This window comes from Plesiomonas sp. PI-19 (assembly GCF_021368255.1).
Classification (GTDB): Bacteria; Pseudomonadota; Gammaproteobacteria; order Enterobacterales; family CAMTGL01; genus Plesiomonas; species Plesiomonas shigelloides.
Window position 1 is genome coordinate 3,068,161 of record NZ_JAJNMQ010000001.1, and the last position, 12,581, is coordinate 3,080,741.

10 protein-coding genes are annotated in these 12,581 nt (G+C 53.7%); 5 read left to right on the forward strand and 5 right to left on the reverse strand.

Going from position 1 to position 12,581, the window contains the following annotated elements:
- Positions 1-433: 433 nt before the first annotated feature.
- From glmU to dnaA, 5 genes are all read right to left on the reverse strand, one after another.
- Positions 434-1,801 (reverse strand): bifunctional UDP-N-acetylglucosamine diphosphorylase/glucosamine-1-phosphate N-acetyltransferase GlmU, encoded by a 1,368-nt coding sequence (gene glmU, locus LQ901_RS13630; RefSeq protein ID WP_010862995.1) that lies wholly within the window; start codon positions 1,799-1,801, stop codon positions 434-436.
- A gap of 262 nt (positions 1,802-2,063) precedes the next feature.
- Complete coding sequence (gyrB, locus tag LQ901_RS13635) at positions 2,064-4,472, reverse strand: DNA topoisomerase (ATP-hydrolyzing) subunit B (protein WP_152135456.1); 2,409 nt, start codon at positions 4,470-4,472, stop codon at positions 2,064-2,066.
- A 29-nt stretch (positions 4,473-4,501) separates the two neighbouring features.
- Entirely contained in the window at positions 4,502-5,578 is a 1,077-nt protein-coding gene (gene recF / locus LQ901_RS13640) for a DNA replication/repair protein RecF (RefSeq protein WP_064977015.1), read from the reverse strand.
- 18 nt (positions 5,579-5,596) lie between these two features.
- Positions 5,597-6,697 carry a DNA polymerase III subunit beta gene (dnaN, locus tag LQ901_RS13645; protein WP_010862998.1) on the reverse strand — a complete coding sequence of 367 codons (1,101 nt, stop codon included), beginning with the start codon at positions 6,695-6,697 and terminating at the stop codon, positions 5,597-5,599.
- A 16-nt stretch (positions 6,698-6,713) separates the two neighbouring features.
- Positions 6,714-8,099: a chromosomal replication initiator protein DnaA gene (gene dnaA / locus LQ901_RS13650; protein ID WP_010862999.1), complete on the reverse strand. Its 1,386-nt coding sequence runs from the start codon at positions 8,097-8,099 to the stop codon at positions 6,714-6,716.
- A gap of 632 nt (positions 8,100-8,731) precedes the next feature.
- On the opposite strand from dnaA, the gene rpmH reads away from it, so the two are divergent.
- The 5 genes from rpmH to mnmE all read left to right on the forward strand — a co-directional run bounded on the left by rpmH (position 8,732) and on the right by mnmE (position 12,519).
- Positions 8,732-8,866: a 50S ribosomal protein L34 gene (gene rpmH, locus LQ901_RS13655; protein ID WP_010863001.1), complete on the forward strand. Its 135-nt coding sequence runs from the start codon at positions 8,732-8,734 to the stop codon at positions 8,864-8,866.
- Between the two features lie 20 nt (positions 8,867-8,886).
- Positions 8,887-9,243, forward strand: a complete 357-nt coding sequence (gene rnpA / locus LQ901_RS13660; RefSeq protein WP_010863002.1) for a ribonuclease P protein component — start codon at positions 8,887-8,889, stop codon at positions 9,241-9,243.
- Positions 9,210-9,467, forward strand: coding sequence for a membrane protein insertion efficiency factor YidD (gene yidD, locus LQ901_RS13665; protein WP_010863003.1), 258 nt, complete (start codon positions 9,210-9,212; stop codon positions 9,465-9,467). Before rnpA ends, yidD begins: the two co-directional genes overlap by 34 nt.
- A 2-nt stretch (positions 9,468-9,469) precedes the next feature.
- Positions 9,470-11,092 (forward strand): membrane protein insertase YidC, encoded by a 1,623-nt coding sequence (yidC, locus tag LQ901_RS13670; RefSeq protein WP_039046357.1) that lies wholly within the window; start codon positions 9,470-9,472, stop codon positions 11,090-11,092.
- Positions 11,093-11,160: 68 nt separating this feature from the next.
- Positions 11,161-12,519 carry a tRNA uridine-5-carboxymethylaminomethyl(34) synthesis GTPase MnmE gene (gene mnmE / locus LQ901_RS13675; RefSeq protein WP_010863005.1) on the forward strand — a complete coding sequence of 453 codons (1,359 nt, stop codon included), beginning with the start codon at positions 11,161-11,163 and terminating at the stop codon, positions 12,517-12,519.
- Positions 12,520-12,581: the final 62 nt, after the last annotated feature.

The window sequence follows — 12,581 nt, forward strand, 5'->3', positions numbered from 1 at the left end:
TCAAACGCTTAGCCTCAGCTTTAGCATCTCTAAGATCCGCTCGCTATCAATGCACTAACACACCCACAGCATCAACAACATCAATGCACGAAGAACTATACCCAAACGACTTGGCGTTGCAGTTAGGCGGCAAGTGAGTTAATCCCCATGAGCATAGACAAGGCTATGTGATTGGGGTGAACGAGCGTAGCCAACACCACTGCAACTTCAAGTAGGAAGGGTATAACTCTTAAGTATTAATTAATGAGTACTGTTTACAGCATAGTCCAGCTCAACCAGAGACGACGGGAAAAGCACAGCTAGCCATCAACAAGACACAAGAAAGGGCATAAAAGGGATAAAAAAAGGGCTGAGAAGACTCAGCCCAGAAAGGTAATACACGCTATTTATTATGTTTGTTACCGGAATTGAAACTTATCAGCAGAGCTGAGGGTTATTTTTTAACCGGACGCTGCCAGTTGCGAATATGACGCTGCGCAACGCGGCTGATCACCAGCTCACCTTCCGCCACATCTTTGGTAATGGTGCTGCCCGCTCCAATGGTCGCGCCATCCGCGATCGCTACCGGAGCAATCAGCTGGGTATCCGAGCCCACAAACACATCGTTGCCGATGGTGGTCTGGAATTTGTTCACGCCATCATAGTTACAGGTAATGGTACCCGCGCCAATATTGACGCGCTCACCGATCACCGCATCGCCCAAATAGGTCAGGTGATTGGCTTTTGAGCCTTGGCCCAGTACCGCTTTTTTCATTTCCACGAAGTTACCAACGTGGGAATGATCGTGCATCACCGCTCCCGGACGCAGACGCCCAAACGGACCGACGCTACACGCATGACCGACGCTGGCATCTTCAATCAGGGTATACGGCTTGATTTCAGTGTCATCAGCCACCGTGCAGTTTTTCAGTACACAGCCCGTCCCCACGCGCACGCGGTTACCCAGCACAACCTGACCTTCTAAAATCACGTTGGTATCAATCACCACATCGCGGCCACACTGCACGCTACCGCGCAGATCAAAACGGGCCGGATCCAGCAGCATTACCCCAGCTTCCAGCAAGCGATCGGCTTGCTCGCCTTGGTAAATACGCTCCAAACGCGCTAATTGCTGACGATTGTTCACCCCTTCCACTTCGTAGAAGTGGTTCGGATGCACCGCCACAATCTCATGCTGCTCTTCGTAAGCCATGGCGATGACATCAGTCATGTAGTACTCGCCTTTGGCATTGTTGTTGGTCAGCTTCGCCAACCAACGCTTGAGGTTCTTGCCGTCCGCCACCAGAATACCGGTGTTCACTTCACGGATCGCCAGCTGTTCAGCGCTAGCATCTTTGTGCTCGATAATGCCCGCCACCTTGCCGTTTTCACGCAAGATACGGCCATAACCGGCAGGGTTATCCAGCTTCGCCGTCAATAAACCAATGCCATTCACTGGTTTGGCTTGCAGCAGACGCTTCAGTGTATTGGCGGAAATCAACGGCACATCACCGTACAGCATCAGCACCACTTCATCGTCAGCAAAATGCGGCGCGGCTTGTTGCATCGCATGACCGGTACCCAGCTGTTCCGCTTGGATCACCCAATTCAGATCATCACCACTCAGACGCGCCTGCAGCTGATCGCCACCGTGGCCGTAGATCAGATGGATATTTTCGGCACCGATACTACGAGCCGTATCAATCACGTGAGACACCATCGGTTTACCGGCAATCGGATGCAGCACTTTTGGCAGATCGGAATGCATCCGGGTGCCTTTACCGGCTGCCAGAATGACCACACTGAAATGTTGATTTGGCATGCTAAAAACCTGAATTGAATAAGGGTACTGGTTCAATCGGTGCACTCTGTATTTCGCACGGACTGACTTATTTATGCGCTAAGTGTAACGGAACCACAGATAAAGAAAACCTGTCGCCGATCACCGACACCAATCGTAATGAATTGATTTTTAATAATATAAAGAGGGTCAGTGAGATCCTGTCGATCCGCCAGACATGAAAAAAGAGGGGCATGCCCCTCTTTTTTGCGTTTTTTTCGCCATCATCTGACGTTAACTAGGATTACACGTCCAGGTTAGCGTTGAGCGCATTTTGCTCGATAAAGGCACGACGTGGCTCAACCTCATCCCCCATCAGGGTGGTGAACAGCTGATCAGCGGCAATCGCATCTTTGATGGTGACTTGCAGCATACGACGGCTGTTTGGATCCATGGTGGTCTCCCACAGCTGATCTGGGTTCATTTCGCCCAGACCTTTGTAACGCTGCAGTGAGAAGCCTCGACGTGACTCTTTCACCAGCCACTCCAGCGCCTGCTCGAAGCTGGCCACCGGCTGACGACGCTCACCACGCTCCACAAACGCGCCCGCATCCAGCAGGTCACGCAGCTGGCTACCCAGCGCGCAGATCCGGTGATATTCACCGCCGTGAATGAAATCGAAGTCCAGCAGATACTGGGTGTCGATACCGTGGGTACGCACCGTAACCACCGCTTCAAACAGGTGACGCTCGTGGTTTTCACGAATTTCACAGCTGTAGGTACTACCGGAGGTCTCTTTCTCGGTCAGCTTAGCCACCAGCGCGGAGGCCCACTCGGTCAGCGCCGCTTGGTTGTTCAGCGCCCGCTCGTTCAGGGTCGGATGATAAATCAGCTCTTTGAGCAGCGCCTCAGGGTAACGACGGGTCATGCGCGCAATCAGCTTGTGTACGGAATTGTACTCTTTAACCAGCGTTTCCAACGCCATGCCGGACATCGCCGGGGCGTGCTCGTTGACATACAAGCTCGCGCCATCCAGTGCCAGCGCAATCTGGTACTGATCCATCGCCTCATCATCTTTGATGTACTGCTCTTGCTTGCCTTTTTTCACCTTATACAGCGGCGGCTGGGCGATATACACATAGCCACGCTCGATGATTTCTGGCATCTGACGATAGAAGAACGTCAACAGCAGGGTGCGGATGTGAGAGCCATCCACGTCGGCATCGGTCATGATGATGATGCTGTGATAACGCAGCTTGTCTGGGTTGTACTCATCGCGGCCGATCCCGCAGCCCAGCGCAGTGATTAGGGTAGCCACCTCTTGTGAGGAGAGCATCTTGTCAAAACGCGCCTTTTCCACGTTCAGGATCTTACCCTTCAGTGGCAAAATAGCTTGGTTTTTACGGTTGCGGCCCTGCTTGGCGGAACCGCCCGCAGAGTCACCCTCGACAATGTACAGTTCAGACAGTGCCGGATCACGCTCTTGGCAATCGGCCAACTTACCTGGCAAACCGCCTAAATCGAGCGCCCCTTTACGACGGGTCATTTCACGTGCTTTACGTGCCGCTTCACGCGCACGCGCCGCATCGATGATCTTGCCGACCACAATCTTGGCGTCGTTCGGGTTTTCCAGCAGGTACTCTTGCAGACGCTCGCCCATCAGCGATTCCACCGCTGGCTTCACTTCTGACGACACCAGCTTGTCTTTGGTCTGAGAAGAGAACTTCGGATCAGGCACTTTCACCGAGATCACCGCGGTCAGGCCCTCACGGGAGTCATCACCGGTCATGTTGATCTTGGCTTTCTTGGCAAAGCCTTCTTTTTCGATATAAGCGTTCAGGGTACGGGTCATCGCGGCACGGAAACCGGCCAAATGGGTACCACCATCGCGCTGTGGAATGTTGTTGGTAAAGCAGTACAGGTTTTCTTGGAAACCGTCATTCCACTGCAACGCCACTTCCACGCCAATGCCATCTTTCTCGCTGGAGAAATAGCACACTTTATCGTGAATTGGGTTTTTGTTGCGGTTGAGGTATTCCACAAACGCTTGAATACCACCTTCGTACTTAAAGTGATCCTGCTTGTCGTTACGCTTGTCGAGCAGATGAATCGACACGCCAGAGTTCAGGAACGACAGCTCACGCAGACGCTTAGCCAGGATCTCGTACTGGAATTCGATATTGGTGAAGATGGTTGGGCTGGGCCAGAAACGCACTTGAGTACCGGTGGCATTGGTATCACCGACCACCGCCAGCGGCGCTACCGGCTCACCCAGATGGTATTCTTGGGTGTGCACTTTGCCTTCACGGCGGATCATCAGCTCCAGCTTATCCGACAGGGCGTTAACCACCGATACCCCTACCCCGTGCAGACCACCGGACACTTTATAGGAGTTATCGTCAAACTTACCACCGGCGTGCAGTACGGTCATGATCACTTCGGCCGCTGACACCCCTTCTTCTGGGTGAATGCCGGTAGGAATACCGCGACCATCATCCTGTACGGAAACCGAGTTATCGGCATGGATGGTCACCACGATATCTTTACAGTGACCGGCCAGCGCTTCGTCGATCGCGTTATCAACCACTTCGAACACCATGTGGTGCAAACCGGTGCCGTCATCGGTGTCACCGATATACATGCCGGGACGCTTACGGACTGCGTCCAGCCCTTTCAGAACCTTGATACTTGAAGAGTCATAGGTGTTCGACATTAGAATATCTCGCCTTCTATCCTGCACACTCATTGTGCACTTATTTTGCCATGTTCCACGCGGAACATCCTGCCCTTTTCGCCGGTCATGTCGCTGACCTGATCCGGGCTAATCGCGCTGACAAATACCTGCGCGCCGGTCTGTTTTAGCTTTTCCGCCAGCAGCTGACGCCGCCCACGATCCAGCTCAGAGGCAAAATCATCAATCAAATAAATACACTGACGTGCACTGCGCTGGGTCAAATACTGTCCCTGCGCCAGACGCAATGCACACATTAACAGTTTCAGCTGCCCACGGGAGAGCACATCCTCCACCGGAGTACCGGCGGCGCGGAATCGAAAGTCCGCCTTATGTGGCCCTACCGCGGTATAAGTCAGTGCCCGATCGCGTTCAAAATCACGCTCCAGCACCTGCGCATAATCCGCGCCTTTTTCCCAGCCGCGATGAAAACTGACGCTCACTGGGATCTCGGGTAAAAACAGCGCACAGGTCTGCTGGATTTCTTGGGCAATAGCAGCGGCATATTGCGCCCGCCACTCACTCACCTGAAGGGCTAATTGTACCAGCTCCCGGTCCCAAGGGCGTAATTCTGCGTAACGGCGAACCTGTTTCAGGGCCGCATTTCGTTGTTTTAGCAAACGCCGCAGGTTACTCCAGGCGGCATAAAAGCCCGGTTCATCGTGAAACAGACCCCAATCGAGAAAGGCACGCCGGTATTTCGGCCCGCCACTGAGCAGGGTAAAGCCTTCCGGCGTGATCAGCTGCATCGGTAGCAGTTGCGCCAAGGCCGCCACTTTCTGCCCATCTTGACCATCGATCCGCACGCGGGTGTCGCCTTGCCGCGTTTTCTGTAAGCCCAGCGACACCGGATGGCCACCCTCATCGAGGCGGCCATGCAAAATAAAATGCGGCTTATCTTGCTGGATCACCCGCCCGGCCAATTGGCTTTTGAACGAGCGCCCGTGGCCAAGATAGTAGATGGCCTCCAGCAAACTGGTTTTCCCGCTGCCGTTGGCGCCGACCAAAAAATTAAAGCCGGAGTCGAACGCCAAATCAGCCTGCGCGATATTACGAAAATCCTGCACCAGCAGGCGTGACAAGGCCATGAGAGGTTATGTCAACGACTACAGACGCATCGGCATCACGACGTACACCGCCGCATCGCTGGCACAATCTTCAATTTGAGCACTGGAAACCGAATCCGACAGCAGCAGGCGCACGCGCTCGCACTTGAGGGTATTCAGTACATCCAGCACATAGCTGACGTTAAAGCCGATCTCCAGCTCTTGCCCTTGATAGGCCACATCAACAATCTCTTCCGCCTCTTCCTGCTCGGGGTTATTGGCGGTGATCTTCAGCTGTCCCGGCACAATGTGCAGACGTACGCCGCGGAATTTCTCGTTCGACAAAATTGCCGCACGGGAAAATGCTTGTTTGAGCTCATCGCAACCGGCTTCCAGTTGCTTGTCCGGATTTTTCGGCAATACCCGACGGTAATCGGGAAAGCGGCCATCCACCAGCTTGGAGGTAAAGGTGAAATCGCCAACAATCGCCCGCAGGTTACCGCGGCCAATTTGCAGCAGTAGCGGCGTATCACCACCATCGAGCAGACGCACCAGCTCCAGTACCCCTTTACGCGGCACGATCACCGAATGTGGCGGTAAGGTCTGGCCCACCGGCATACTGCACACTGCTAGGCGGTGGCCATCGGTGGCCACGGTACGCAAGCTGTCGCCTTCGGTTTCAAACAGCATACCGTTTAAGTAATAACGCACATCTTGGTGCGCCATCGAAAACTGGGTGGCATCAATCAGGCGGCGCAAAGTCGCTTGCGGCAGCGCAAATTCCACTTCACTTTGCCAATCATCCAAATTCGGGAAATCCGCCGCCGGCAAGGTCGACAGCGAGAAACGGCTACGCCCCGAGCGCAGCAGCGCACGCTCGCCCTCGAGCAAGACGGTAATTTCCGCCCCGTCAGGCAGACCGCGGCAGATATCCAGAAACTTACGTGCCGGCACGGTCACCGCGCCCGGCTGCAATTCACCTTGCAGCGGCAAACGCACCACCATCTCGACTTCCAGATCGGTGCCGGTGATCGACAAACTGCCGTCAGCCACCTGCAACAACAGGTTACCCAGAATCGGCAGCGAAGGACGGCCACCCAAGGCGCCGCAGACTTGCTGCAGCGGTTTTAGCAGACGTTCACGTTCAACGATAAATTTCATGGCGTTATGCTGACCATTATGATGAGAGTGTTCGGATTAAATTAGAAAAATCTTCTTTAATATCATGGCTTTCTTCACGCAGCTGCTCAATCTTACGACAAGCATGCAGCACGGTCGTATGATCGCGCCCACCAAAGGCATCGCCGATTTCCGGCAAGCTATGGTTGGTCAGCTCTTTGGCCAACGCCATCGCCATCTGGCGTGGACGTGCCACCGAGCGTGAACGGCGCTTCGACAGCAGATCCGCCACTTTAATCTTGTAGTACTCAGCCACGGTCTTTTGAATATTGTCGATAGTGACCAGCTTTTCCTGCAGCGCCAGCAGATCGCGCAGCGCTTCGCGCACAAAATCAATCGTGATCGCACGGCCAGTGAAGTTGGCGTTAGCAATCACACGGTTCAATGCACCTTCCAGCTCACGCACATTGGAGCGCAGACGTTTGGCGATAAAGAACGCCACTTCATCCGGCAGACGAATATTGTTCTCGTCGGCCTTTTTCATCAAGATGGCGACCCGCGTCTCCAACTCCGGCGGCTCAATCGCCACCGTTAAGCCCCAACCAAAGCGCGACTTAAGACGATCTTCCACCCCGTTGATCTCTTTTGGATAACGATCCGAGGTCAAAATGATCTGCTGATTACCTTCCAGCAGGGCATTAAAGGTGTGGAAAAACTCTTCTTGCGAACGCTCTTTGTTGGCAAAAAACTGAATATCATCGATTAACAGCGCATCGACACTGCGGTAATAACGCTTGAACTCTTCAATGGCGTTATTTTGCAGTGCTTTCACCATATCTTGCACAAACCGCTCGGAGTGCATGTACACCACTTTGGCGTTCGGCTTACGGGCAATAATGCCGTTCCCCACCGCGTGCAGCAGGTGCGTTTTACCCAGACCCGTACCGCCGTATAAAAACAGTGGGTTATAGGCACCACCCGGGTTATCCGCCACCTGACGGGCGGCCGCGCGCGCCAACTGGTTAGATTTACCTTCGACAAAGTTATCGAAGCAGTGCTTCGGATTCACATTGGAGCGGTGATTGATATCCGGACGCACCGCTGGCGCGCTATCCCAGCTACGCTGCGGCGCTGCGCTCGGCGCACTAATCGGCTGCCGACTGACACTGGCGGTCGGCTCGGGCAGTACCACACTGACCGGCTTGCTGCCTATTTCAAAGCGCAGCTCCGGCGTATCGGTACCACAATAATCATTCAGCAGGCGGTTGATGCTGTTGAGATACTTATCTCGTACCCAATCCAGCACAAAACGGTTTGGCGCATACAACGTCAGTGTATTGTCGCGCAGCTCCGCCTGAAGGGGACGGATCCACATGCTGAATTCGGTGGCTTGTAGTTCGTCCTGCAAACGGGCAAGACACTGCTGCCAAAGCGAAGATGACACGGCGGACTCCACTCGAACAATACCTATAAGAAAAGGGGAAACATTCTATTCCAGATGCCATCCTGATCGCTAGTCAGATCAGGATCGTGAACCGGGGATCATAGCCTAAAGCCGCGGTAAGATCTTCTGTTATCCACAGAAAAATCACATGTTGGATCGACAGAGTGCTGCACAGCTTCCAGAGTCTGACGGCCATTTTTGTGCGTCAAGCACGCCAGAGATGTGGATAACCGCGCGGTTTTCCCCGCTTGAGACCCATTCCCTCGTAGAGTGGATCACGCCGGCGCTCATCCACACGACTATCCACATCGCTATCCACAAAGAGTCGATCTGCCTTATAAAGGAGAATCCGCACAGGAGGATCATCACGATCCTTGTACTTATACTGCGCATGCGTATAATTCACGCTTCGAGCGAAACTTACGTAGATTGACGTGTATTGAACAGATGCTGATTGACTCAGGATTGTACAATCACTACAATTCTGCCTCTTTTGAGGCGCCATTTTATTCAAATCTGTCTGCCGCCTGTAGTCTCTACAGGAAAAAGCAGGGCTGAATAAGCGCTCGCCGTTTTACGTATTTACGTAATGCGTATACTGATCAGTAATACAGCTTTAGGTAGAAATCGCCATGAAACGCACTTTCCAACCATCAGTTCTGAAGCGTTCCCGCACCCACGGCTTCCGTGCTCGTATGGCCACCAAAAATGGTCGTCAAGTACTGGCTCGTCGTCGTGCAAAAGGCCGCTCCACTCTGTCAGCTTAATTCTGAACACTGAACATAGTGTGATTAAGCTAGCTTTTCCTCGGGAGTTACGTTTGTTAACTCCCGCTCAATTTAGCTTCGTTTTCCAGCAGCCCCAACGGGCCGGCTCTCCCCAGCTTACTATTCTTGCGCGATCCAACGATCTGGGCCATGCTCGTTTAGGCCTCACTGTGGCCAAAAAACATGTCAAGCGTGCTCACGAGCGTAACCGCATCAAACGTTTGGTACGGGAAAGCTTCCGTCTCAATCAACATGAACTGCCTGCGGTAGACTTCGTGGTGATTGCGAAAAAGGGCATTGCCGATCTCAGTAACCCTGAGTTGACGGAGCTTCTGAGTAAATTATGGCGTCGCCATTCTCGCCTCTCGCGTGGTTGATGATACTATTCATCAAAGTCTATCAGTGGGTCATCAGCCCTCTGATAGGCCCCCGTTGTCGCTTTCAACCTACCTGTTCACATTACGGAATTGAGGCATTGCGCCGGTTTGGAGCATTAAAAGGTAGTTGGTTGACAATCAAACGCATATTAAAATGCCACCCTTTGAACCCCGGTGGGTACGATCCCGTGCCAGCCAAATCTGACGATAACAGAGAACACTGAAGATGGATTCCCAACGTAACCTCCTTCTCATTGCTCTGCTTTTCGTGTCGTTCCTGGTGTATCAGCAGTGGAATACTGACTTCGGTCCTAAGCCTGCTACTGAAATCACACAACAGGCCAACGCGAAAACAGCAGCCGACGTCCCAGCCCAGGCTAACAGTGCGCAAGCGCTCGACAGCAGCACACAGGGTCGTCTCATTACTGTGCAAAGCAATGTCCTGCGTCTGACCATCGACACCTTAGGTGGTGACGTGGTGAAGGCCGAATTGCTGCAATACCCAGAATCTCTGGATTCCAAGCAGCCTCTGGTATTGCTCAATGACAACGCCAAGCATGTGTACGTGGCGCAAAGTGGCCTGATTGGCAGCAACGGAATTGACACCGTCGCCGGTCGTGCTCAATACCAGATTGAAGGCGATCACTTTACGTTGGGCGAAGGCCAGAAGGAACTGAAGATCCCGCTGACTCTGGTTAAAGACGGTGTGACTTACACCAAAACCTTCGTTATCAAGCCAGACAGCTACGCTATCGACGTGGATTACAGCATTGCTAACCAAACCGATAAGCCGGTTCAGGTGCAGCTGTACGGTCAAATCAAGCAGACCATCACCGAGAAAAGCAGCAGCCTGACCATGCCAACCTACCAAGGTGGCGCTTACTCTTCTGCCGATACCCGTTATAAGAAGTACAGCTTCAAGGATATGCAGGAGAAGAATCTGGCTATCAGCACCAACGGTGGCTGGGTTGCGATGATGCAACACTACTTCGTGAGTGCTTGGGTGCCGCCAAGTGCTGAAACTAACCAACTGTACAGCCGTGACAGCGATGGCGTTGCCTTTATCGGCTTCCGTGGTCCAGAAACCACCGTTGAAGCAGGCAAAACCGCCGAGCTGAACAGCATTTTGTGGGTGGGTCCAAAACTGCAAGACGCCATGGAAAAAGTGGCGCCGAATTTGGATCTGACCATCGACTACGGTTGGCTGTGGTTCATTGCTAAGCCAATGTTCCAGCTGCTGCAATTCCTGCACGGTATTGTCGGTAACTGGGGTGTAGCAATTATCCTGATCACCTTTATCGTGAAAGGTCTGCTGTATCCGCTGACCAAAGCACAGTACACCTCCATGGCCAAAATGCGCATGCTGCAGCCAAAACTGCAAGCGATGCGTGAGCGTCTGGGCGACGACCGCCAGCGCATGAGCCAAGAAATGATGGAGCTGTACAAGAAAGAGAAGGTTAACCCACTGGGTGGCTGTCTGCCGCTGCTGCTGCAGATGCCAATCTTCATCGCCCTGTACTGGACGCTGATGGAATCGGTAGAACTGCGTCATGCGCCGTTCATGCTGTGGATCCATGACTTGTCTGCACCGGACCCATACTACATCCTGCCAATTCTGATGGGTGTATCGATGTTCTTCCTGCAGAAGCTGTCACCAAGTGCGGTTACCGATCCTATCCAGCAGAAAGTGATGAACTTTATGCCGGTGATGTTTACCGTCTTCTTCTTGTGGTTCCCATCGGGTCTGGTGCTGTACTGGCTGGTCTCCAACTGCGTAACCATTATTCAGCAGCAGGTGATCTACCGCAGTCTAGAGAAAAAAGGGCTGCATTCACGCGATAAGAAATAACCCGCGCTGATGACATTTTTTACCACAGGCGACCCGCGGGTCGCCTTTTTTTCAGGAGGAGCTCCCTCATGAATGACACTATTGTGGCTCAAGCCACTCCGCCCGGTCGTGGCGGGGTCGGTATTTTACGTATCTCTGGCCCGCAAGCGGTCAGCATTGCCGAAACGGTACTCGGTCGCTGCCCCAAACCGCGTTACGCCGATTACCTGCCGTTTCGTGATAGCGATGGCAGCGTGCTGGACCAAGGTCTGGCGCTGTACTTTAAAGGCCCGCACTCCTTCACCGGTGAAGACGTGCTGGAGCTGCAAGGCCACGGCGGACCGGTAATTTTGGATCTGCTGCTCAAGCGCATTTTGCAATTTCCAGGAGTGCGAGTCGCACGTCCGGGTGAGTTTTCCGAACGTGCGTTTCTCAACGACAAGCTGGATTTAGCCCAAGCCGAAGCGATTGCCGATCTGATTGATGCCAGCTCAGAACAAGCGGCGCGTTCGGCGGTAAACTCGCTGCAAGGCGCGTTCTCACGGCGCATCGAAGCGCTGGTGGAATCGTTGATCCATCTGCGTATGTACGTGGAAGCGGCGATCGATTTTCCGGACGAAGAGATCGATTTTCTCTCCGACGGCAAAGTCAGCCACGATCTGCGTGGGATCATGCAGCAACTGCAACAGGTCCGTAGCGAAGCGCGCCAAGGCTCGTTACTGCGCGAAGGGATGAAAGTGGTGATAGCCGGTCGTCCGAATGCCGGCAAATCCAGCCTACTGAACGCCTTAGCCGGCCGTGAAGCGGCGATCGTCACCGACATCGCCGGTACCACTCGCGACGTGCTGCGCGAGCATATCCACATCGACGGTATGCCGCTGCACATCATCGATACCGCTGGTCTGCGCGAAGCCACTGACGAAGTGGAGCGGATCGGTATTGAACGCGCGTGGGACGAAATCGCCAAAGCCGATCGCGTACTGTTCATGGTCGATGGTACCACCACCACCGACAGCGATCCGCAAGCCATCTGGCCAGAGTTCATGCAGCGTCTGCCACACGGCATTCCGGTGACTGTGATCCGCAACAAAGCCGACTTAACCGGCGAAACGCTGGGCTTGAGCGACGAGCATGGCCATACCTTGCTGCGCCTGTCGGCGCGCAGTGGCGACGGTGTAGAGTTGCTGCGTCAGCACCTGAAAGAGAGTATGGGCTTTGAAAGCAGTCTGGAAGGGGGCTTTTTGGCGCGCCGTCGTCACCTGCAAGCGCTGGAGCAAGCCGATCAGCACCTGCAACAGGGCGAAGCACAGCTGCTCGGCTACAACGCCGGAGAGCTGCTAGCCGAAGAGCTGCGCTTAGCGCAACAAGCGTTAGGCGAGATCACCGGCGAGTTTAGCTCCGATGATCTGCTCGGTCGCATCTTCACCAGTTTCTGCATCGGCAAGTAAGCGCATAGCGCTGCCGAAACATAATCTCAGCAGCACCTCGTGTTGCCTAAAAGCGGTCTGAT